Source organism: Flavobacterium album, assembly GCF_003096035.1.
In the GTDB taxonomy this organism is placed as follows: Bacteria; Bacteroidota; Bacteroidia; order Flavobacteriales; family Flavobacteriaceae; genus Flavobacterium; species Flavobacterium album.
The window spans coordinates 1,383,612-1,406,728 of record NZ_CP029186.1 but is presented as its reverse complement, the minus strand read 5'-3'; the positions used below and the strand labels follow the sequence as shown (position 1 = coordinate 1,406,728).

Below are 23,117 nucleotides of genomic sequence, written 5' to 3'. Positions count from 1 at the left end.
TTATTCTATCACCAGCCTTACCCTTGTAACGCCTTGTTCATCGTCATATTCTTCATTATATACCCTCTTCCCGATAATTGTGCCTATGGCTTCTTTTATGTCGTTAAGGTCACCGCCCAATTCCAGGGTAATTTCACTTTCGGTATTAAACCTGTCTTCATCTATAAAGTCGGATACATGCAGGAAAAATTCATCCAGTATGTCTTCCAACGGGTATTGCGAATCTTCCTCTTCTTCAAGTTCATAGCTCAGCGCGAAGACATAATGATCTTCCTCCAGGTCCTTGTAAATATTGCCTTCTATATGCTCGTAGTTCGGGTTGCCGTTGTATTTATCGAGCTGTGCTAATTGTATATTTTTCATGATCTCCTAATTTTAAAAATTAACTTTCCCCTTCATATGCCGCCAGGAACCCAGACACCTCATCCGAATCGGCTAATTCCTCAAACTCATCAAGTTTCTTTTCCAGGTCGTCCGCATCCAATTCCTCCGGGCTGAATTCATACTTTAACACAAAGTAATTGTCTACATATACCAACTCCGCTGTACCAGCGGCAAACTCATTAATTTCATCTATAGCTTCTGAGACTTCGTCGGCGTCGGCGTCATAATCTTCGGCACCCAGGTAGCGGTAAAGCATGATGGCATTGTCCTTCCAGCCGTACTGGAACGAAACCCCATCCTTTCTCCAGGCCCACCAGCCCTCTTGGCTTTCAATGTCCAGCTCGGCAATGTCCTCATTGTATTTTCTTTTAAATACCTCTGCCAGTACATCACGGGCAATGTCCTTTTCAGCAGCAATCCCTTCGTAATACGGGTTCGGCAGCTGCACCGATACCTTGCGTTTGTGCTTTTTGTCGTCGGCACCGGTTATCTCAATCTCAAAAAAATAATCAAATTTTTCATATTCGCCGTGACTGTAGCTTCCCATTTCCTTTACCTGATCAAGTAAATTGGCTGAAAGATCAATGGTAATCTCATGCCCTTTGGCCTTTGGGTTTACCTCAACCGACAGCTTTTCTTCGCGCCACTCGTGCATCAGCTTCGCAGTAACATCAAACTTTTTGATCGCTGCGCCCGAAAGCACCGTCAGCACAAAATGTGCTGTCTCGTCAAGGAAGTCAAACATGTCGCCTTCGCTATATTGCGGTGTAATGCTGATGGTAAAATCATCCTGCCACTTTGGGGCTTCATCGTACAGCAGCTCCGGTATTTCAAACTGCGGGTCCTCCCATTCCGGCCAGTCTTCGCGCTTTGTGCCAATCATCGGGTTCTTCACCCTTACCCTGTGCGTTGCCTCCAGCTGCCCTGCCGGGGTTTCGGCTGTTTTTATTTTCGTTTCGATAATAAATGTAAGGTACGCATCAGCAGGGGTTTCGGCAAATGCCTGTTTCATTACCTCATAAAATCCCGACCCAATATTCACATCGCGGGTATTAGATGGCGTTCCCGACCCCATGACGGTATGCTCAGCTGTATGGTTTTCCAGCATCACCCTGCTGCTCATTTCACCCAACAGGCAGTCTGCAGCGGCCTCCATGAAAAGCATCGCATTATCAAACATTTCTTCATTGTAAAAGCGTATCTCAAATGGTTTATCAGTAGTATTCATACTGCCCTGTATTAAAATTTAAAGAAGAAGAACGTTACGGCAGCCCATTCTTTCTTTACGCCGCGGGCATAGCCTATGGTGCCGTGGCTTCTGTTTTCCACTGTGCCGTCGCTCTTCACATAGCCCAGGGTGCTGTGGCTCCTGTCCTCTACTGTACCATCGCTCTTCACATAGCCTACGGTCGAGTGGCTCCTGTCCTCGATAGTACCGTCGCTTTTTATGTAGCCTATCGTGCTGTGGCTCCTGTTCTCAATGGTGCCATCGCTCTTGATGTAGCCTACGGTCGAATGGCTTCTGTCCTCAATAGTACCGTCGCTTTTAATGTAGCCTGAGGTATTGTGACTTCCGGATTCGATGGTTTGTCCGCTCATAAGCGCTGTGCCTCCAAGGGCAATAAGGGTTATTAATAGTTTTTTCATTTTGTATTATTTTGTTGGTTTATTTTTATGCTTTTATTTTTGATTTGCCGAAATCTTCAGGTTATCGCCATACTTATCTGTGAAGCTCAGCATCGTGTGCGGTTCCGTATTGCTTCTGTTAAATCCCTTCTCGTTGATTATTTCATACATCTTCCGTATGTCGCCAACTGTATCGCCTTTTGTGATGCTCATTACGGGACCATCCTTCAGGTTGGCCTTCGCAATGGATTTTAGAAGAAACGGCTGGCCTTTAATAAGGGCCTTATAATCCTTAAATGTCAATCGCATGAATGGGCTTGCTTCAGGCCCCAGCAATTCGGCCTTTTGTATATTACTCCAGGGAACAAACGCATTGCGAAGCATTTGCTGGTTGATGAAAATACCGTCTTCGGTTACCCCGAATGAAGGCTGTTTTGGGTTGTACCTATAGCGGATGAAAATATAAAACAAGGCAAACGCGATAGCAAAAAAGCTCCCATAGCCATATACGGTTGCTGGCCACCCCACGTCGGTTATGTAACTTACATGTCTATATCTCCACGAGGTAACCATAGCCTTGTGGGTATATCCCCAAAAGAACAGCCTCGAAATGGCGGCAGGGATGGCGCATACCAGTACAAGCACCATCATATTCCTCAGGGATTTGTTCTGCCTTTCACGGTTGTGGGCAGCCGATTCGATAAAATTGAGATTTTTCATTTATAACCTGTTACTGAAGTTTTATTACTAATTTGATTTGTCATCGTATTTATTCAAAATCCCGCATAAAATATTCAGGGTCGTCCGGCAGGATCCCTGCGGCAATGGCCTTGTCGTACATTTCCTGCGGCATAAAAGAATACTGCGCCATTTGGTCGGTAGCCGGAAGCGTAAAAAAGCGGCCTTCAATATTTTCACCGGCCAATACTTCCTGGTTGACAAACCAATCGACAAAATCGCTGTCGAGCCAGCCCATCAGTTCTTCCAAAGGGCATTCATAAGTGCGGTTCTCGGTTACTACAGTGCCGGTGAGCTCATCTATACCAAACCCTTCATTATGGTATTCAAAATCTGCCGACACTATTTTCACGCTACTTAAAGCGGCTATTTCCTCAAAAAGCTCCTTATACTCCCTGCCATTATCAAAGCCTTCGGCATCCCGCGTAATATGCGCCAGGACATAAAAGAAATAGTTGCTGTCATCAATACCGGTAATGTGCTCTTCTGTTTTGGCCCTGTCATTATGAGGGAGGCTGAACCAGCCGATGTTTGTTAAAGCATCGAGGTAGGCTCCCCTGCCCTGTGCTGTTAGTGCTGCGTATTTGTCCATTGTTTTTATATGTTTTTATTCGTAGATCCTTCCCATTTCGAGAAGCTGCCCCAAAAAGCCCCAATCCAGTAATTCATACTCATTTTCATCACTACCGCCATCAACACAGCATCTTGCCCCACATTCTAAATTGCCCATCGGGTCAAAATTATACCATCGTTCGCCGGTTTCAGAATCAATACCCATGGTCTTATAAGGGTCGTCCAGTTGCTTCCCTTTCATTTTACGGAGATCCGATATCTGGAATTGGATAACGGCTACGGCATAATCGTAACCGCTTGCGTTGGGATTTTCTTTTGGGGCTTTTTTAATTTTCAGCCACTCGGGATTAAATTTTGCCGGTTCTGATGTAAAAGCATCCTGTAAAATTTGCAGGAACAATTCGGCAGGAACATCTTCCCTTGACTTTTCTTTTTCAACAAGCTTCAGAAGCGAAAGCAAATAGGTTTCGAGGCTTACATCGGTAGCTTGTAAATCGCATATACGGTTATAGAGATCTTTATCTGTCATTATTTGTTATTGCTATCAATTATTTTTCCTAATAAGTTCGCGAGATCGTTGTTCATCCTGATGGTATTGGCAACTCTCCATTCATCACCATCAAATTTTGACAATACGATCATATTTTCGTCATTCAGGGCGAAAGTGTAATAAATAAAATCTGTTGTCTTGTCTACGTCCCCGTAAACTTTTATCTCGTGGGTTTCCTCTCCAATGGTAAGGCTTGTTACGAATGATGGTTTCTGTATCATGTGTTTAAATTAAAATCGTTTTCCGTTAAATATGCTACCCGGATCTTTACCGGCTTCCCCACAGGCTTTAAACGTAACAGGTCTTCGTCATCATTCAGCTCAGCCAGAAACGCCTCTTCCGAAGGTGCATTGCCCAAAACGATCCAGGGATGGCCAAACTCCGTTTCCATGTAATAAATTTCCAAATTTGCTTTTCCATTTTCGGTATAAAGCGCATCACCTATCGGAGCGTTTTGCAATTCGCCAATGAAATCAAAACCGGCAGGGCTGACCTGTTCCAGCATACGGTTCCGTTGCTCCTCTTCTGCCGCTTCCGCTAAATCCTCTTCCATTTGTGAGGCATTCGAAAAACCCGGCCTTTCTGTCCGCAGCAGGTAATATTTGTCCTCATTCCTGAGCTTATAAATACTGTAAATGTTCAATTCGGCTGCCATATTCAGGTGCTATATTTTGTCGTAATACAAATACGACTCTTTGAGGTTATATTTTTGCCTTATCGCCTTAGCCCAGGAAAGATATTCTTCACTAAAGCCATTGTAATCGCTGGGAATTCCCCTTGTCCAGTACATATCGCCATGTGCCAGCAGCATTGCCCAGTGATAGTCCAGTTCGTGCGAAAAAAACATGACATGATCTAAAGTACGCGGAACATAAGCCAGGAAAGAATTCTTCACTTTGTCGTCCGCCTCTTCGTAACTCATGCCGGCATACGCTGTCATGATGTGCTTTATAAACTCGCAGAATGAAAAGTGGTTGAAGACCACCCCGGTTTCTTCATCTTCAAAACGCATACCGTCGGTTAATGCCCATATCTTTTTCTTTTCCCAAACCTTCAGTGCAGGCGGGCACCATCCGGTAACAATATCAAAGATGTCGTAGGCGCGCTCCTGCAATTCCTCATCGCCTGAAAAGACAGCAACGAGTTCTTCTGCCAGGCTTTCGGCAGTTTCCTGTTTACCTCCTGAGTTTTTATACTCCGATAAAATCGCCGAAACCTGTTCCGTGCGGCAATCGCCCTGCTCAATGCGCTCCTTCAATATTTCAAAAAGTTCCCGGTCTGTCATCGTATTAATCTTTGCTTATCTTTTCAGGTTGTCATCAATGTAGGGGACTGTCCCGAACAATTCCCTCGCTTTAAAAATATCTTTGTTGATAACCACCAATCCATACACAGGGTCATCAGCAGCCGAATAATTCGGTATCGTGTACTCCACTGTAGTAATACCATGAGCTTCAAGCCTGGCCTTATACTTAGCTACAATGCTTTGCGACCTGCTAAAGGCAATAAGGTGCCTGTGTTGTATGCTCATTACATAATTGTAATAATACTTTATCGCCTCATCCATATCTGCGGTAGAAAAAAGGGTCTCCCCTGCCTGCCCACGCTCGTAATAACGCACCTCCCACCTGCCATCGTTCATTTCCAGCCGTTCAATATCGTCAAACTCCTGCCTGCCTATGCCTTCAATGCAAAACCGGTTGCAGCCTTCCGATACCAGTTTGTCGTGCAATTCTTTTAAGTCCATTTTTCTGCGATCTTGTTATAAAGCCCGTTCCTGAGCCGGTCCAGTTCATTGTTCTCTTCACTACAGACAGCGCCGTTTTTATAAAGCACCAGGTCGTTGAAAGACCCTGCACCGCCATAAATGCTTATGATCTTCCGGTAGACCGATATGTTCTCGTTAGCTTCAAGCTCAGCGATCAGGCCCCTGAAACCGTTGGACCAGCCCGACTCTCCTGCCTCCTTCAGCAATTCGTATATCTTTACGCAATGTTCTTTAATACTCATAATTTTATTTCAGCCCTTCTGCCCAGGAAAATGCTCTATCATTCATTATATTTTCCAGGTACCCGGTAATTATCTTGTGGTAGGACTCATAATAACCAAATTCCTTTATCCTGAAATAATTGTTGAACAATGCCTCAAAATCTGTAAAAAACAGTTTTTCAAGCAGTGAGGCTACCGAATACCGTTTACCTGTTGCCGTGTTTATGTACAGAATAGCCGGGGGTGCCATATAACCCCATCGCGTCCCATAATTATCAAAATCAAACAACAGCTTCGAATATTCATTCTCATAGACAATCTCCTGTATGCCTGAGGATTTCAATTTGAAATCATGCTTAATAAGGAAAGCGTCAAAAACCGCTTCAATTTCCTTGAGCTCTTTTTCGGGGCTGGATTTAATATCCATTTTATAAAAGGCCGTATCTATAAGTTTTTTATCTGCCATTTTGGTCATCCTGTCAGCTACTACCAGATCGCAATAATTAAACAGTGTCGGGCTGTCCACATCCATTACCATATAGTCAAAGCCATATTGAAACCGGTATTCAATTATCGGGGCATCGACTCCGCATTCCTGTAATTTTGCCGCGACAGAGCGCTGCATGGCTCCTTCGGCTATAGACGAATAAAGCAGGTGGTTGATGTCCTGCTGTATGCCGTCATATTCCCCAACCTCTTCGTAGATTTCTTCGAAAATGCGAAATATATATTTTGCTGCCTCCCTGAACTTTTCAGATCTGCAGGTACGGTATTCCAGCAGGCTGTAATATTCCCAGTCGCCCGGGCTATACATCAGGGCACGGTCTTCGTTATAAGGATCCATGCTCAGGTAATCCGACTGCTGGCGGAACGAGATGGCTGCATAGGTTTGGTAAGCGCTTGGGATGATGTCGAACGAAATGCCGTCTACCGTATCCAGTGCAACAAGTTCGTCCCTGTGCAATTCGAAGAGATCAACCAGCGCTTCTTCAAGCATTGGTGCAATTTGTGCTATTTTCTTAGCTATATAATGTGGCATATACTTTAGTCCGTATTTAAACTTTGTTTACAGAGGGAATTCATAGCTATTCCCAATAAAGGCTAAATGTATATTATAATTTTAATATAGCCTTACAAAATGAAAATTTGTAAGGCACCGGGGCATTTCCGCAACAATGCGATGAAAATTCGCAGATGGTGCTTTAATCTACAAAGCAATCAAAATTGGAAGCCCTATAGCATCTCGACCTGCCTTTGTCGGCAGACAGACTGCGCTCGATGTGACAACGTAAATAAGTGTAATACGTAATTACGAAGGTACACCGTTGTCAGTTCGAGCGCAGTCGAGAACAATCATAACTAAAAAAATGTATTATTTGTAGCTGCAATTGCACTTCCGCCCGCTATTCCGTAGCTTTGCACACTTCAAATGTCAAAGCAAAAACACCCTATCTACAACCTGCAATTCGGCCTTGTGTGCCTGAGCTCACTGCTGTTCTCGGCCAGCTTCAATATGCTTATACCCGAACTGCCTGCCTACCTCAGCAGTCTTGGCGGTGCCGAATACAAAGGCCTCATCGTGGCGCTGTTTACGCTTACGGCGGGTATTTCACGACCCTTCAGCGGCCGGCTTACCGATACGGTAGGACGCGTCCCTGTCATGGCATTCGGTTCGCTGGTGTGTTTCGTGTGCGGATTCCTGTATCCTGTTTTGGGTACGGTAGCAGGCTTCCTGCTGCTGCGGCTGCTGCACGGGTTTTCGACAGGTTTTAAGCCGACCGCTACTGCTGCGTATGTTGCTGATATCGCTCCGCCCGAACGCTGGGGCGAAGCCATGGGTATTCACGGCCTGTGTTTCAGTACCGGACTCGCAATAGGCCCGGCCATCGGCAGTTACATCGGCCTGCATTATTCGCTGGATGTGCTGTTTTATTGCTCATCGGCGTTTGCACTGCTGTCCATCCTTATATTGATGAACATGAAGGAAACGCTCCCCGACAAGCAGAAATTCCGCCCTTCACTCCTCAAGATCTCAAAAAACGACATCATAGCCCGCGAGGCGCTCCCGGCTGGCATCGTCACCTTTATGACCTATGCAGGCTATGGTGCGATACTGACCCTGATACCCGACTGGACCGCACACCTCGGCATTGCCAACAAAGGGCTGTTCTTCATGGTGTTTACACTGGCTTCGCTGGTCATCCGTTTTGTGGCAGGCAAAGCATCCGACAGGTATGGGCGTACCCGCGTTATCACCATTGGGCTTGGGATACTGTTCGTATCGTTGCTTATCATCGGTTATGCCGATTCCCCGGCCGGACTGATGACGGGCGCTGCCATATATGGCGTTGCTTCGGGCATACTTTCTCCTGCTATCAATGCCTGGACGGTCGATATGAGCCACCCCGACCATCGCGGAAAAGCAGTCGCCACGATGTATATCGCCCTTGAAGCAGGTATTGGCCTTGGCGCACTTTTCGCCGGATGGTATTATGCCGATGTTATTTCCCGTGTGCCTTTCGTGATGTATGCGGCGGCGGGCGTTGTGGCAATTTGTTTAGGGTATATGCTGCTGAGAAAAAGCAATTTCAGATTTTAGATTTCAGAATTCAGATTGCCACTCATGCTAGAACAGACTCTGTCAAATACTTATATAAAACCAGATTGGTGGGGACGCGGATTTGGCGAATTTACACGGATTTTTGAGCTAATCACTCTTGTTTAAATTGAAACATCCAATACCTTTATATAATAATCGTGGTCTCCGCAAGAGTGAAGCTCAATCTGAATTCTGAAATCTAAAATCTGAAATTATTCGCTGACTATCTCCACCCGTCTCCTGATCTCATTCCCGCTTTCATCAATAACGGTAATGATGTATTTACCGGTAGCTGCATTTACTGGCATTTCGTGAAAGGTGTGGGTTTCCCCTAAATATTTATCGCCCAGATACCAGAACAACCGGGCATTCGCCGAAGTATGCGCCGCTTTCAGTACAAATGGCTGCACCTTTCCGTTAAAGTCTTTGGTAAGGTATATTTTGCCGTCCTCTTTCGGGTAGATGAAGTCCATGTAGGTTCCTCCCGAACCTTCGCAATCGCTCCGGAACGGTGGCAGCGACATATAGTCCATGTGGCCTTTCTTGTAATACCATTCCTGCACGGGTGGGAGTACGAACCATACTTTGGTTACCATATTATCTACGCTTTCGCAGCTGCTGTTCACCCGGTATTGACCGGTTGCGTCAAGGTGTACGACCTGGTGGTTGCGGCAGGCAGTGGTTTTCTTACCATTCAGCGGTATCCATTGCTTTACTGCGGGGCAATGTTCCCCGGCAAGGTGGCCGCTCATGCTGCACACATCGGCTTCTTCAAGGTCGTTATAGGGAGTAGCAAACCATTTTTGCCTGGGCAGTAAATTGAATACATCAAACAATACAGGCGCGGCACTCCCAACACCCGTAAGCGAAGGCCTGCCCTCCCCCGATGCATTGCCGACCCACACGCCCACCACATATTTAGAGTTGGTGCCAATCGCCCACGCATCGCGGCTGCCAAAGCTTGTCCCGGTCTTCCAGGCAATTTCGAGTGATGAGTCGTAAAAGCGCCATGCCTCATCGGCCTGTGGGCGGTTCACTTCCTTCATGGCATTATAGGTCAGCCATATTGCCCCCGCGCCCAGCTCCGGCTTGTTGTACACTTCCTTCCCGAAATCACGCGTCACGTTGCTGTCCCAGTTGAGCTCGGCAAATTCATGCGTCCTGTACTTCGCCTGGTGGGCATTGAAGTAATTCAGCGTCGAGCTCATCCCGGCATAGGTACGGCACAAGTCCCAAAGGTTCGATTCGGCGCCGCCCAATATCAGCGACAGCCCGTAATGGTTAGGGTGCTTATTGATGTCGTGCAATTTAAAATGCTGCAACTGCTCATAAAAGCGGTGTACCCCAAAATCCTTCAGCATCAGCACGGCAGGGATGTTAAGAGAACGCGACAATGCCTTTTGCGCAGGCACCGCACCGTCATAGGTCAGCTCATAGTTTTTTGGGCTGTAGCCTGCGATTTGGGTGGGCACATCTGCAACTAAGGTATTCGGCAGTATCTCGCCGGCATCCAGCATCGAGGCGAAAAGCAGCGGCTTTAATATGCTGCCCGTACTCCGCGGCGCAGGGATAATATCTACATCTTTCTGGTGGTTACGGTCGGTTGGCGAGTTGCCTACATAGGCTACAATGTTGCGCGTTTCCACATCTACTACCATGATGGCGAGGTTGTAGACTTCCGTCTGCTTATATTCCTGGTAATAGCGCGCAGCGATTTGGTTTACGCGGTTCTGCAGGTTGGTGTTTACCGTTGTCTTTATCCGTTGGCCGTCCTTCCTCTTGCCGATATTCTGTAATAAATGCGGTGCGGTTTGCGGCAGGTCGAAAGGTTTTTTAGGCAGGTCTTCCTGTAATGCCAGCTCATAGGTCTGCTTGTCGATTATTTTTTCATCGAATAGTTTTTTCAGCAGCCTGTCCCGCTTGTCGCGAAGTTCCTGCTGGTTTCGCCCCGGATATATAAGCCCCGGCGCATTGGGCAGTACCGCCAGTGTAGCGCTTTCCGCCCACGACAGCTGGTGCGGCTGCACGCCAAAGTACCGCCATGAGGCCATTTCAAGGCCTACCACATTTCCGCCATACGGCGCATGTGCAGCATACAGGCCAAGTATCTCATCTTTGCTGTAGCGGGTTTCCAGCCTTGCGGCCAAAATGAGTTCCACCAACTTTTCTACGTAGCTACGCTCTTTGCCTTCGCGTGAAAGCCGGATGACCTGCTGCGTGAGCGTACTTCCACCACGGACAACCTTTCCGGCATCGTGGTTTTGCTTCATGGCCTTCACTATCGCGACCGGATTGAAACCAGGATGGTAATAAAAGTGCTGGTCCTCAAAATGGACGATACATTGCCTGAATTTATACGGCACGCTGTCCTGCGCCGGGAAACGCCATTGCCCATCCTTCGCAATACGTGCGGCAAGCAAGTCGCCCTGCGCGCTTTCTATCACTGTAGAATAAGGGTTGTCGAACAGTTTTCGCGGTAAGCAGAAATAGAAGGCGATGAGGAAGACAAGGGTAATAAAAAACCTTGCTTTATTTTCTTTTATCCAATGAGGGATTTTCATCAAAAGATGTTATTAATATAATTTTGGAACACGACTGGTATGCCTGAGTGAAGTAATATAAATTTGTTCTTCTATTCTGTATGAAATCCTATAATGGAAAATTTCGTATGCACGATAGTTGCCATTATTTCTAAGTTTATAGATGTCTAATGGATAGATTTCAGGATTATTGCTGAGTATTTCGGAAGAGTTCTGAATTTGAAGAATAACATTGTCTGCAATCCGAAACGATTTTGTGGTATTATAGATGTATTCATGAATGTCAGATAGTTGTTCTATGGCAACACGTGTCCAAACTACCTTCTTCCCCATCGCTTAATAATCTCACTAACTTCTTCCTGAGTAAATATGTCACCATTAGCAATTTGTTCATCTGCAATATCCAGTTCCCTATTATATTGCTCAATAGATATAGGCTCGGATACCATGGGAAACTGCGTATGATGATAAGCTTCAATAGCATCGTCCATTACCCTTAATAGTATTTCGTCTGCATCATTAACTTCGCGAAGAATTTTTTCCCTCAATTTATAAGCTTCCATAACAATATCTTTAATTTTCAAATATACAAATTTTTAAAGCGCATGTCATTCTGAACGAAGAGTAATGGAGTGAAGAATCTCTAAATATATAACTTAGAGATTCTTCCTTCGTCAGAATGACAAATGCCCTAAAATACTACTTCACTACCTGCACCCACTGGCCCTTAGTCCGAGCCAGGAACGAGTTGTCGTACATCGCCTCACACTGTACGCCCGGCAGGTAATAGCTGCCCGGATAGGACGCATTGAGTAGTATACGGAACACCTTGGTCTCATTGTGCTTCAGCGAGAAATAGAAGTTCGTCCTGTCGTCGCGGATGTCGGTGTAGTCTACGTTGTTCTCTGCAAAGCTGCCAAAGTCGGTAAACCTTGTATTCACAATTTCCCAACCCGATGGGATGATCTGCGTAAGCGCTACATTGTCCACGCTCTCGCCTTTGGTATTGCTTATGGTCACCTCGGCTACAAACTCGGTCCCCTGCGCCAGCGACGATGGATTGATAACCTTACCGCCCCTGTCTTTAAACGTGATATTGGTCTTAAATCCGCGTTCTTCGGTCTGCTCCTGGCCTACCGGCAATATGCCGCTGTATACCACTTTTACATAAAGCGTTCCCTGCTTGTTGTTCTTGAGGGTCACGCTATTGCTCGGGCTTAGTTCCAGCGCCCTGTCGGCAAAGGTCTTGGCGGTGCTTATCGCCTGTGTCTTGCCTTTATTCGTATAACTGATATCAATGCCTTTCGGGCCGTTCAGCTGTGCAAATTTCGACATCGCATACAGGCAGTAGGCTGTGGTTTGAGTGCTCATCCACTGGCTGGATGACATTTGTTTTGCCAGCTTGGCCGCCATGCCGAATGCTTTTTCCTTCTGGCCTAAAATTACCAGCGTTTCCAGAGCCATTGCCCTGTTGCGATCAGCCGAGCCATAGTAATAATAGCTGTAATCAGTACCGGTATCTTCAAGCGTGCTTTGACTTAGCAACGCCTGGCCCGTATTCTTTTGCCCTGCCAAAGCATACGCCGCAGCAAGCCTTAGCCTCGACTCGTTCGATATTCCTGCTGTTTCCCGGAGCCTGTTCATAGATGACAGGTCAGGTGAACCGGCCAGTGCCAGTGTATACAGCCTGTAGGCCTGCGCGAAGTCGTTGTGGTAGCCCTGATTGTAGCGCCACTGCCTTGCATTTTTCTGCTGGTATTGCAGCCATTGTTTTTTCATGTTCATCGGCAGCGCATAGCCTTTTTTCTCCGCTTCCACAAGGAAATGCCCTGCATAGCTCGAACCCCAGTCGTCTGGGTCGGATTGCCCCGGCCAGTAGGCAAAGCCGCCGTCGGCTACCTGAAACTGCGATAATTTCTGTATCGCTGTTGTTACGTTTTTCTGTATCTTATTCTTCCTCGTCAGGTCGATATCGGCAATATCTGCCAGGTACAATTGCGGGAACACGCTCGAAGTGGTTTGCTCCACACAGCCGTGCGGGTATTGTATCAGGTAATCCAGCCTGCGGTTAAAGTCGATAGACGGGAATGACGATACTTCCAGCCTGGCCTTGTTGCTTCCGGCTACGCCAAAGGATGCCCAGTCTATCTTAGCCGACTTGCCCGGTTCTAAAACGACTTCCTTATACATCGTGGTTACAGGGTTCGGGTTCATGATGTCGAGCTCTACATCGTAACTTGCTTTTTCCTTGCCGGATGTCGCAATTACGGTCACTTTTCCTATTCCGGTGAGGTCGTTCACTTCAAGGTCAAAATACGCAACCTTCTCATCCGGCCTCGTAAAGCTTATGTTTTGTGTGGACTTGCCAATCACCCGGAAGCCGTTATTCGTTTTCAGCTGCAGCGTTACATTCTTCACCTGGCTTTCCATGGCGAATACCGTTACCGGAAGCGTTACTTTCTCTTTCGGAGTCACTTTCCGCGGAAGCGAGGCCAACAGCATCAGCGGGCTGCGTACCGGTGTGGTCTTCTCTGCCATACCATACGCACTGAAGTCGGCATTGGCGGCAACCACCATTGTACGCACCGAGCCTACATATTTCGGCAGCTTGATATCGTGTACCCTTGTCTCGCCTTTGCCAATGGTATATGGCCCGAGGTAAATCACTACCGGCTTAAAGCGATTGGCTTTTTTAGCTTTGCCACCACCCATATCGGCATCACCACCGATGCTGAATACCTGGTTCACCTGCCCGCCATACGCGCCTATCACATCGTCATAGATATCCCATGTCTTCACGCCCAGGGCTTCCTTCGCATAGAAGCTGTCCCATGCATTCGGGGTCTTAAAGCGTGTAAGATCGAGCAATCCGTCATCCACAATAGCAATCGTGTAGGTCATCGCCCTGCCTGATTTCTCGCTGACTTTTATCGTTGTCTTCTGCTCCGGCTTGAGTACGGCAGGCATGGTTATCTGCGGCTGCAGCAGGGTATTTTTATCCACCACCTCGATAGGCACTATGCCATACATCCTGATAGGCAGGTCGTTTGCGGTTGTAGCATGCGGCTGCAACAGCGTGATGTGTATGTACACGTTCGGCGCCAATTCCGGGGTTATAGGGATGGTTACCTGTGTTTCGCCTTTTTTAGTCGGCGCCCAGTAGGTTTCCACCACTTTCGAGCCATTTTCCAATGATACCAACGCCCTTCCGCCCTCGCTTGACGGGAAGGAAATAGTGGCTTTTTCGCCTACGGCATACTTTTGCTTATCGGTACTGAACATCAGCATGGCAGCTTCCTCACCAGTGCTATTACGTGAGCGCCCTGACCATGAAGGGGAATCTATAAGCACAGTTTCCCCTGACGAATGCCCGCTTTCAACATCGGTTACACGCACGAGATAACGACCCCATTCCTCTTCTTCAGCGGAAAAGTTGAAACTGCCCTTGCCCGAACCGTCGGTAACAACCTGCCTTGAGAATACCGGTGAATTGGACGTCGCCGAACTATAGGCCGACAGGTCATCACCCGAGGCATCCCACCACCAGCGCCAGTCTACCTTGTAAATTTTTACTTCCAATCTCCGTGAGCCTTTCGCCTGGCCCTTCTCGTTTACGGTGGCTACGTCAAACCTGTTCGATTTGCCGGTTTCGAGCATACCGTATTTGTTCGGCTGCGGCATTTTTACGCCCACATAGGTATCATACGGTGAGTAACTTGCCGTTATTACGTCGGTACTAAAGTCGCCACCTTTTTCATAGGCTTTGGTAATGATGGCGGTTTTCAGCATGCCCGGCGCACGCGACTGTAGTTTCGGCTGAAGCGTAACCACCGCCGCGCCATTGGCATCGGTCTTGCCCGAGAAGATGTTCACTTCTTCGGTACTGAAATCCTGTGTAGGGTCATCGAATATATAATTGAAATATCCTTTGAACTCCGTTTTCTGTTTCAGGAACTTGGCCTGCATTTCCACCTTGAGGTCTTTCGCAATAGCGCCATGCAGCCACATTACCTGTACACTGCCCGTATTTTGGGCGGAAGCCGAAATGGTCTTGCCCTCAAAACTGTTCTTTATCTTGAGCCTGTTTGGCTTGATGGTCTCTATCTTGATGCTTTTGTAAAAATGCGCTCCGCCCACCGATATCATCGCTTCCCAGTTGCCTGTTGGCGCGCCCTGTTGCGTAGGTACTACGAACTTAAAGTGGTTCTTCTGGTTGTAGGTCTGCATCGCCTGGAACGTCATTTTGCCGCTGGGGTCGCTCAGCCTCAGTTTTATCGGGTGCGATGGCGGCAGCTTGGCTTCTTTGTCATTTAATATAAAGCCTAAAAACAAAGTATCGCCGGGACGCCACACGCCGCGCTCGCCATAGATAAATCCTTTCAATCCTTTCTGGAGCTCGGTGCCATCTACATCAAAATTACTCAACGACTGCGAACTGCCGTCGGCGAGCTTCACATACGTAGTATTCGTGCCTTTTTTGATAATGGCGAAATACGGCTTTTTATCAGAACTCAACATCAGCGTACCTTCACTGTTTGTAGTGCCTGAAGCCAGCTTTTGCCTTTGGTAATTGAACAGTTCCACCTTCGCGCCCGCAACAACTTCGGTAGTCGTTATGCTTGCCACCGCAAAGAAGAAGCTGTCGTTCTTGCCTTTTTTGGCTATAACGCCCAGGTCGCTGGCCAGTACGTTGGTTTGTACCTGCCTGTCGTAGTAGTACGAGTTGCTGCACGGGTTTTCGCGCTGATCCCAGTCGTAGTCATAATTATAGTAGTCATTTTCGCCGTCGTCATATTCGGTGAAATCTTCCTCCTCGTCGTCGTCCTCTTCCTCTTCGGCATCTGCCTGCTGAACGGTTCCGCTGTCATCGCATTTATATAGTGAATACGACTTGCGCATCGACATCTCGATATGGTAAATCGCACCCGGTTCCGGCTTGATGATCTTGGAAAGGTCAAGCGCGAAGGAGTTCCACTTGGCGTAGTTGACCATTTTATTGGTGTTTAGCACGAGCTTGGTCTTAGCTACCGGCAATGCAACGTTGCGCAGGCCATAGCCACTCTCGATATCATTGTCCTGAAGGAACTGCATCACGTTATTTTCGAAAATACGGTACACTTTCACATCCACCGCGCTCAGGTTCACCGCCTGGAAATTAATCTTCAGGTTGCTCGAAGACGGCAGTATCGTCCCGCTTTTCAGGAATTTCACTTCAGGCTTGAGTTGCTCAAATAATACCCTTTCTGTAAATGAGGTTTTGGTCTTAAATCCGTCTTCACTTTCAATACCCTGGAAAACTTCTACAGTAAAAGTCCCATTGAGCGGTTCGGCAAAGAACACTTTCAGAAGGTTGCCGTCCACTGCATATTTCAGGTTCTCTATACTTTCAACTGCTACAAGGCCGCTGAAATCCTGGTCTTTCCTTATAGGGTCGCTAAAGTTGATGAGCAGCGTCTGGTTGTCGCCTTCAGCAGGCTGCATGTTCAGCACCTTGAAATTATCCTTGCCGGGAATCTCAAAAAATTCCGAGCCCTCCCTTTCGATATTGAAGGGCTTGCCATTCCAGCTGATCTTAACTTTGCTGTTCTGTGCCTTCCGCTGGATGCTGTCTATAATAAGGTGGAATTCGGCGCCGCCTGTTGTGTTGCCGTCAAAACGCACGGGAAGCTTGCGGCCTTCCTGTTCGGCAGTCACGAGCTTTTTAACTGTAGCCATATCCATATAATCGCTGGCTTTCAGGCTGCCGTTAAGGTACTGCCAGTCGCGGTTGTAGGATTGCAGGTCCTGTGTTGTGACCAAAAAATCCTGCTTCTGGGTCTTTACCCGGAAGTTGAAATCGGAAAGGTTGGAAGGCGTATTTATAAATTTGGAGAGGTGGAGCGTAACCCGGTATTCGGTATCCTGATCCAGCCTTTTATTGGGGCGGAACGCAAGCATATCGCCTTCAAGGAAGAAGACTTTGCCTTCCACACTTGGCGAAACAGAGAAATAATCGCTGTCGAGCTCCTGGCCAACCTGCCATTCTTTTTTGGTGAACGCGAGTCCTACCTGGATGTCTGCCTTTGTTGAAATTATACCCGATGAAAAGCTGGAAATGTACTCCCTATACAATGTATAGTCTGAATCGAAATCTTTTCCTGAGTCTTTGGAACAGGAATGCAGAAGCAATGTGATGACTGTAAAGTACAGCACCAGTTTCATGGTTTTCATAGGTTGGTTTTGGTTATGGTTAAGAGACTAATTATGTGACACTTATTTGACGCTATAACTAAGAATATGAAGTAAATATTGCATTAAAATTATAGATTATTTCAAATAAAATGTCAAATTTTTCTTAAATTTTTATTTATTTGATTATCAAATAATTAGATGTGAAAAATCACTTTGAAAAAAGGCCGGAAATATGTTTTGGGCGTGCCGGCTCCGCTGCTCTTCGCCGTCAGGCTTTGCTTCGCCAATTCGGCCTTCAACCTCGGGTCGGCTTTATCTGCTTCGTGCCCTGCCTTTGGCGGCAGGCAGGCTCAACAGGATATCGCCTCTATCCTTCACGCGGTCGTAAACATCGTATTTTACGTTATTTAAGTCCTCACCCCGGCCCTCTCCCAAGGAGAGGGTGACGGGACGTAATACTCCTGCCGATTAGCTGTATCCCCTGTTGAAATCCGTGATAATTCGCCTAAATCCGCGTCATCCGCGTTTCAAATTACTTTCTACGCTGCTTAAAAAAATCCTTTACTAAATTACCGCATTCCTCTTCCATAATACCACCGATAACCACCGTTTTCGGATGCAGCTTCCCGCCCATGGCACGGTAGCCCCGCTGGTCGTCCGTAGCGCCGAAAACAATTTTGGATATCTGGCTCCAGTACAATGCCCCGGCGCACATCTGGCACGGCTCAAGGGTAACATACAGCGTGCATCCCGTGAGGTACTTCCCGCCCAGGAAATTGGCAGCTGCCGTGATGCCCTGCATTTCGGCATGGGCAGTGACATCGGTAAGCATTTCAGTGAGGTTGTGCGTACGGGCAATTACTTTGTTATCAACTACAATGACAGCCCCAACGGGTATTTCGCCTTTATCAAAAGCGGCCTGCGCCTCCTGGAAGGCTTTTTTCATGAAATATTCGTCGGTGAAGATGTTTTCCATAAAACAAAAATACGATTCTGCCAATTAATCCCGTTATACCTTTACAAGCAATTTTCTCACCTTATGGACTATAAGATCTCCATCCCGAAGCCCTGCCACGAAGACTGGACTGCCATGACACCCAACGAGCAGGGGCGCTTCTGCGGGCAATGTGCCAAAACTGTAACCGACTTTACCGGGATGAGCGCCACTGAAATACAAAGCTACCTGCTGGCCAACAGCGGCCAGAAAGTATGCGGACGGTTTACCTCCGGCCAGCTAGATAAGTTCACAATTACCATTCCGGAAAAGGTTTTGTATACCCAGACAAGGTTCAGGAATGTATTCCTGCTGGCGCTGTTGGTAACAATGGGCACTACATTGCTTAGCTGCAATAACGGGCAGAAGATCGGTGAGGTGGCTATTGAGAAAGACAGTAGTGCTGTTGATGACACAGAGATGAGGCATACGGTTGGCATAATCGCCATTCCTGACAGCCTCCCGCCTCAGCCTCAAAAGAAATCATGCGGGTCTGGAGTACATGTAGTGAGCAATAAGGAAGCGCATCTTACCGGTGCTGTAGCGGTTGAACCCTTACCACCTACTGATGACTCGCCAATGATGGGTGATATTGTTGTGAGCCCGAAAATAGATTCTTTTCCGCCTCCGCAGAAAGTAAGGGAATAAAACTTTATAGAGATTTCTCCCGCTGGTCGAAATGGAAAAACGGTGTTCCATCAAAATATCGTAAATTTGTTTTTCTTACACAGAACATGGCAAGCAGCTTACTCCAACATATACAATATCCATCCGACCTGAGGAAACTCAGCGCCGAACAATTGCCGCAGCTTGCTAAAGAACTGCGCGAATTTATTATTGATATTGTTTCGGTTAAAGAAGGCCACCTTGGGGCAAGCCTCGGCGTGACCGAGCTTACCATTGCCCTGCATTATGTTTTTAATACCCCTGAAGATTTACTTGTATGGGATGTGGGCCACCAGGCGTATGGCCATAAGATACTCACGGGCCGTAAAGACATCTTCGACACCAATCGCCAGTTAGGCGGCATCAGCGGTTTCCCGAAACGCAGTGAGAGCGAATACGACACCTTTGGCACAGGCCATTCCAGCACCTCCATATCAGCGGCACTGGGTATGGCTATTGCCTGGCAGCTTAAAGGTGATCCGGATAAAGCACACATTGCAGTGATAGGTGATGCCAGTATAGCATCGGGTATGGCGTTCGAGGGACTGAACCATGCCGGTGTGACCGATGCCAACCTGCTGGTTATCCTCAACGACAATGCAATCGGTATCGACCCGAGCGTGGGGGCACTGAAGAACTATCTTACCGATGTAAAGGAAGGCCGCAACCCGCGCGACAATAACATGATCAAGTCGCTTAATTTCGACTATTCGGGGCCTATCGACGGGCATGACCTTCCAACACTGCTAAAAGAACTGGAACGCCAGAAGACCCTCAGGGGGCCGCGTTTCCTGCATATCATTACCACCAAAGGCAAAGGACTGAAACAGGCTGAGGAAGACCAGGTGAAATACCATGCTCCGGGAAAATTCGACCGGCTTACGGGCGAGATTTTAGCTATAGCCGAAGAAGGGCTTCCACCTAAATACCAGGATGTTTTCGGGTTGACGATAGTAGAACTTGCCGAAAAAAATAACAAAATAATCGGCATTACGCCCGCCATGCCATCGGGAAGTTCGATGAAGTTCATGATGGAGGCTTTTCCCGAAAGGGCTGTAGACGTAGGCATTGCCGAGCAACATGCTGTAACGCTTGCGGCAGGGATGGCAACGCAAGGCATGATCGTGTATTGCAACATCTATTCTACCTTCCTGCAGCGCGCCTACGACCAGGTGATACACGATGTGGCGCTGCAGAACCTGCCGGTAATCTTCTGCCTCGACAGGGCAGGGCTGGTGGGCGAGGATGGCGCTACCCACCATGGCGTGTTCGACCTGGCCTATCTGAACTGCATCCCGAACCTCATCATCTACGCACCGCTCAACGAAGTGGCTTTGCGCAATATTTTATATACAGCACAACTGGGCCTGGAGCACCCCATTGCGATACGCTACCCACGCGGGAGAGGTGAATCTACCGACTGGCAAAAGCCTTTTGAAAAAATTGAGATCGGGAAAGCGCATCAACTGAAAGGTGGCTCAAAGGTTGCCATACTTTCTACCGGGACTATTGGCAACAACGTAATAAAAGCATTGGCGCAAACAGAAAATGCCGGCCTGTTTTCCCATTATGATTTCGGGTTTGTAAAGCCGCTTGACGAAACGCTGCTGCACACTATTTTCACTACCTACGAAAAGCTCATCACCATCGAAGACGGCGCCATCAGCGGAGGCTTCGGGAGCAGCATTGCCACATTTGCGGCAAAGCATCATTATTCAAAAGAAATAAGAATGCTGGGCGTTCCTGACACGTTCGTCGAACACGGGACAATTAAGCAATTGCAACATTATTGTGGTATTGACGTTAATTCCTTACAGGATATTTTTTCAGGTTACTGAAATTACCGATTTTTGCACCGCAATTCAACTAAAGCCCGTTTCAATGAAGACTAAAGCCTGCTTTGTCGCCTTACTGCTTATTGCCTTTACGCAAATATCCCGCTCGCAGGTGCTTATCACGACTACCGTTCCCGACTCTATTACCTACTGGGAAAAGACAAACGCGCTCGGGCTTGACATCAACCAGATATCGTTTGTCAACTGGAGCGTAGGGGGTAACAACTCGGTAACAATACTTGGAAAAGCCAATTTCACACGGAAGTATGTACGGAAAAATGTGAACTGGCTCAACGAGCTTATCCTGAAATACGGCTTTAACAGCCAGGAAGGCCAGGAAACACGCAAGACTGACGACCAGGTGCAGTTTAACTCTACATTCGGCTATCGGAAGGACACCCTTTCCAATTGGTATTACAGTGCCAAATTCAATTTCCAGACGCAGTTTGCCAATGGTTATGCGTATCCGAATACTACTAAAGAAATATCCGGGCCTTTTGCGCCTGCCTACATCTTCCTTGGGGTCGGGAGTGAATACATCCGCAAGGATCTTGGGCTGACCGCTTATTTTTCGCCACTGACCGACAAAACAACGCTCGTGCTTAACCAGGATCTTGCCGATGCAGGGGCTTTTGGGGTAGATAAGGCGGTAAGAGATGCCGACGGGAATATCATCACGCACGGAAAAAGATCACGTACAGAAGTGGGTATATTGGTTACCAATAATATAAAGAGGCAGGTATTCAAGAATATAATGCTGGACAACCGGATAACATTATACACCGATTACCTGAACAATTTCGGGAATATTGATGTGAACTGGCAGCTACAGCTTGATATGACTGTAAACCAATATGTAAAAGCCAACATCGGCACCAATATTATTTACGACGATGACGTAAAAGCTACCAAAGAAGTGAATGGTACCGTGGTGCAGGTTGGACCGAAAATACAGCTAAAGCAGATGCTGGGTGTAGGGCTGAGCTATACTTTTTAGATTTTAGATTATTGGATTTTAGACTGCAAGACTATGCGTCATGCCTAACAGTCTAAAATCCAGCAATCTAACAATCTCTATTTCGCTCCTGTTATCGTATTATACAGCATTACCGCTTTGCCATCCGTCAGGGTCGACACAAAGTGGCAGATGTGTAGCAGGCGGTCGTACAGGCTCATTTTTTCGGTAACGAATTTCTCGGGAAGCAGCTTTAGCACCAGGTTGTCATAGTTGCCGGAAGCCCCGTCGAACTTGTTATTGTAGGCCGTACAGAACGTATCCAGCAGCGTAGCAATAATGCGGTAGCCTATAACTTCCTTCTCAACCACCTCGCGGCTTTGATAAATATTCTTTATGCTCAGTTTGATAATGTCGTTCATCTGTGCGGTATATTTCCCCTGGTCGGTAAGGGCATAAGGGTATTTCCCCTGTAATATCGCCTCTTCATTTTCGAGGAATACGTTGACAGCATCGTTTATCAGGCTCCCGATGGCGAGGGCGCGAAGGTAACCGAGACGGTCTTCCTTGGTGGTAAGCGTATTGTATTTTGCCGCATCGATACTGTCCTTCACCAGTTTGATGAGGTATTCCAATGCAAACTCTTCCTGAATCACGCCAAGGTTGATGCCATCCTCAAAATCCATTATCGTATAGCAGATATCATCGGCCGCTTCTACAAGATAGGCCAGCGGGTGGCGTTCGAACCCGATATCCTCGCCGGTTTTGTTCGGGATCAGGCCCAACTCTTTGGCTACATCCTGTACAAACTCCTTATCGCATTGGAAGAAGCCGTATTTTTTATCGGATATATTAGCGGTCGGTTTTTTAGGGAGTGATTCTTTCGGATATTTCATGAAAGCGCCAAGGGTAGCATACGTAAGGCGCAACCCGCCATCTACACCCGGACGCGATGCCGTGAGCAGATTAAAGCCATTGGCATTGCCTTCAAAGTCGATGAGGTCCTGCCATTGCTTGTCGGTCAGTTGCTCTTTATAGTGCTGCCCCCTGCCCGTCTTGAAATATTCGCCGATAGCTTTCTCTCCCGAATGCCCGAAAGGCGGGTTACCGATATCGTGCGATAAGGCCGCCGCGGCTACAATGGCGCCAAAATCGTTCATTTGGTACCCATGGACCTCGCTGAGGTACGGATGCTTTTCGATAATCTTTTTACCCACAAGCCTGCCCAATGAGCGCCCCACTACCGACACTTCAAGGCTGTGCGTGAGGCGGGTATGTACGAAATCGGTTTTAGACAAAGGGATCACCTGCGTCTTGTCCTGCAGGCTGCGAAATGCCGAAGAGAAGATTATACGGTCATAATCCACCTCGAAGCCAAGGCGTGTGTCGTCCTGTTCCCTGCGCAGGCGCTTGCTTGTATCGCCCTGCCTTTTTAAGGACAGGAGCTGTTCCCATTGCATCATTATTTTAGACTTTTGGATTTTTAGATTTTTAGAC

At 47.4% G+C, this 23,117-nt stretch carries 23 protein-coding genes; 5 read left to right on the top strand and 18 right to left on the bottom strand.

Features of this window, described 5'->3' with window-relative positions; all coding sequences use genetic code 11:
* Genes HYN59_RS06100 through HYN59_RS06045 form a run of 12 tightly spaced genes read right to left on the bottom strand, consistent with a single transcriptional unit; the run spans window position 1 to window position 6,899 of the window.
* A complete protein-coding gene (locus tag HYN59_RS06100) occupies window positions 1-363 on the bottom strand; it encodes a hypothetical protein (protein WP_108777424.1) in 363 nt (120 codons plus the stop codon).
* A gap of 19 nt (window positions 364-382) precedes the next feature.
* The gene (locus HYN59_RS06095) at window positions 383-1,612 is read right to left on the bottom strand and encodes a hypothetical protein (RefSeq protein WP_108777423.1); all 1,230 of its coding nucleotides are present in this window, start codon (window positions 1,610-1,612) and stop codon (window positions 383-385) included.
* Window positions 1,613-1,623: 11 nt separating this feature from the next.
* Window positions 1,624-2,031 carry a 5-fold beta-flower protein gene (locus HYN59_RS06090; RefSeq protein WP_108777422.1) on the bottom strand — a complete coding sequence of 136 codons (408 nt, stop codon included), beginning with the start codon at window positions 2,029-2,031 and terminating at the stop codon, window positions 1,624-1,626.
* Between the two features lie 33 nt (window positions 2,032-2,064).
* Window positions 2,065-2,730: an STM3941 family protein gene (locus HYN59_RS06085; protein ID WP_108777421.1), complete on the bottom strand. Its 666-nt coding sequence runs from the start codon at window positions 2,728-2,730 to the stop codon at window positions 2,065-2,067.
* Window positions 2,731-2,779: 49 nt separating this feature from the next.
* Window positions 2,780-3,340: a hypothetical protein gene (locus HYN59_RS06080; protein WP_108777420.1), complete on the bottom strand. Its 561-nt coding sequence runs from the start codon at window positions 3,338-3,340 to the stop codon at window positions 2,780-2,782.
* Window positions 3,341-3,355: 15 nt separating this feature from the next.
* Window positions 3,356-3,850 (bottom strand): hypothetical protein, encoded by a 495-nt coding sequence (locus HYN59_RS06075; protein ID WP_108777419.1) that lies wholly within the window; start codon window positions 3,848-3,850, stop codon window positions 3,356-3,358.
* The gene (locus HYN59_RS06070) at window positions 3,850-4,092 is read right to left on the bottom strand and encodes a hypothetical protein (protein ID WP_108777418.1); all 243 of its coding nucleotides are present in this window, start codon (window positions 4,090-4,092) and stop codon (window positions 3,850-3,852) included. The genes HYN59_RS06075 and HYN59_RS06070 overlap by 1 nt, the downstream gene beginning before the upstream one ends.
* Window positions 4,089-4,526, bottom strand: coding sequence for a hypothetical protein (locus tag HYN59_RS06065; RefSeq protein WP_108777417.1), 438 nt, complete (start codon window positions 4,524-4,526; stop codon window positions 4,089-4,091). Before HYN59_RS06065 ends, HYN59_RS06070 begins: the two co-directional genes overlap by 4 nt.
* 9 nt (window positions 4,527-4,535) lie before the next feature.
* A complete protein-coding gene (locus HYN59_RS06060) occupies window positions 4,536-5,156 on the bottom strand; it encodes a hypothetical protein (protein ID WP_108777416.1) in 621 nt (206 codons plus the stop codon).
* A 15-nt stretch (window positions 5,157-5,171) separates the two neighbouring features.
* Window positions 5,172-5,618, bottom strand: a complete 447-nt coding sequence (locus tag HYN59_RS06055; protein WP_108777415.1) for a hypothetical protein — start codon at window positions 5,616-5,618, stop codon at window positions 5,172-5,174.
* Window positions 5,609-5,881, bottom strand: coding sequence for a DUF6966 domain-containing protein (locus HYN59_RS06050; protein ID WP_108777414.1), 273 nt, complete (start codon window positions 5,879-5,881; stop codon window positions 5,609-5,611). Before HYN59_RS06050 ends, HYN59_RS06055 begins: the two co-directional genes overlap by 10 nt.
* Before the next feature lie 4 nt (window positions 5,882-5,885).
* Window positions 5,886-6,899 carry a hypothetical protein gene (locus HYN59_RS06045; RefSeq protein ID WP_146185873.1) on the bottom strand — a complete coding sequence of 338 codons (1,014 nt, stop codon included), beginning with the start codon at window positions 6,897-6,899 and terminating at the stop codon, window positions 5,886-5,888.
* 390 nt (window positions 6,900-7,289) lie between these two features.
* Between HYN59_RS06045 and HYN59_RS06040 the strand changes: the two genes are divergently transcribed.
* Entirely contained in the window at window positions 7,290-8,459 is a 1,170-nt protein-coding gene (locus tag HYN59_RS06040; RefSeq protein ID WP_108777412.1) for an MFS transporter, read from the top strand.
* Between the two features lie 212 nt (window positions 8,460-8,671).
* Here HYN59_RS06040 and pbpC read toward each other — a convergent pair whose 3' ends face one another.
* The 4 genes from pbpC to HYN59_RS06020 all read right to left on the bottom strand — a co-directional run bounded on the left by pbpC (window position 8,672) and on the right by HYN59_RS06020 (window position 17,200).
* Window positions 8,672-11,020, bottom strand: coding sequence for a penicillin-binding protein 1C (pbpC, locus tag HYN59_RS06035; protein ID WP_108777411.1), 2,349 nt, complete (start codon window positions 11,018-11,020; stop codon window positions 8,672-8,674).
* A 12-nt stretch (window positions 11,021-11,032) separates the two neighbouring features.
* On the bottom strand, window positions 11,033-11,332 hold the full coding sequence (locus HYN59_RS18435; protein WP_108777410.1) for a type II toxin-antitoxin system RelE/ParE family toxin: 300 nt from the start codon (window positions 11,330-11,332) through the stop codon (window positions 11,033-11,035).
* Entirely contained in the window at window positions 11,317-11,583 is a 267-nt protein-coding gene (locus HYN59_RS06025) for a hypothetical protein (protein WP_108777409.1), read from the bottom strand. Before HYN59_RS06025 ends, HYN59_RS18435 begins: the two co-directional genes overlap by 16 nt.
* Before the next feature lie 115 nt (window positions 11,584-11,698).
* Window positions 11,699-17,200, bottom strand: a complete 5,502-nt coding sequence (locus HYN59_RS06020) for an alpha-2-macroglobulin family protein (RefSeq protein WP_108779654.1) — start codon at window positions 17,198-17,200, stop codon at window positions 11,699-11,701.
* Between the two features lie 183 nt (window positions 17,201-17,383).
* On the opposite strand from HYN59_RS06020, the gene HYN59_RS06015 reads away from it, so the two are divergent.
* On the top strand, window positions 17,384-17,581 hold the full coding sequence (locus HYN59_RS06015; protein ID WP_108777408.1) for a hypothetical protein: 198 nt from the start codon (window positions 17,384-17,386) through the stop codon (window positions 17,579-17,581).
* Window positions 17,582-17,702: 121 nt separating this feature from the next.
* On the opposite strand, the gene HYN59_RS06010 is transcribed toward HYN59_RS06015, so the two are convergent.
* Complete coding sequence (locus HYN59_RS06010; RefSeq protein ID WP_108777407.1) at window positions 17,703-18,146, bottom strand: nucleoside deaminase; 444 nt, start codon at window positions 18,144-18,146, stop codon at window positions 17,703-17,705.
* Window positions 18,147-18,209: 63 nt separating this feature from the next.
* Here HYN59_RS06010 and HYN59_RS06005 point away from each other — a divergent pair, with 63 nt between their 5' ends.
* The 3 genes from HYN59_RS06005 (at window position 18,210) to HYN59_RS05995 (ending at window position 21,662) form a co-directional block, all read left to right on the top strand.
* Window positions 18,210-18,812 carry a hypothetical protein gene (locus HYN59_RS06005; RefSeq protein WP_108777406.1) on the top strand — a complete coding sequence of 201 codons (603 nt, stop codon included), beginning with the start codon at window positions 18,210-18,212 and terminating at the stop codon, window positions 18,810-18,812.
* 86 nt (window positions 18,813-18,898) lie between these two features.
* The gene (locus HYN59_RS06000; RefSeq protein WP_108777405.1) at window positions 18,899-20,668 is read left to right on the top strand and encodes a 1-deoxy-D-xylulose-5-phosphate synthase; all 1,770 of its coding nucleotides are present in this window, start codon (window positions 18,899-18,901) and stop codon (window positions 20,666-20,668) included.
* 43 nt (window positions 20,669-20,711) lie between these two features.
* Entirely contained in the window at window positions 20,712-21,662 is a 951-nt protein-coding gene (locus HYN59_RS05995) for a DUF3078 domain-containing protein (RefSeq protein WP_108777404.1), read from the top strand.
* A gap of 77 nt (window positions 21,663-21,739) precedes the next feature.
* On the opposite strand, the gene HYN59_RS05990 is transcribed toward HYN59_RS05995, so the two are convergent.
* Window positions 21,740-23,080: a deoxyguanosinetriphosphate triphosphohydrolase gene (locus HYN59_RS05990; RefSeq protein WP_108779653.1), complete on the bottom strand. Its 1,341-nt coding sequence runs from the start codon at window positions 23,078-23,080 to the stop codon at window positions 21,740-21,742.
* Window positions 23,081-23,117 lie beyond the last annotated feature (37 nt).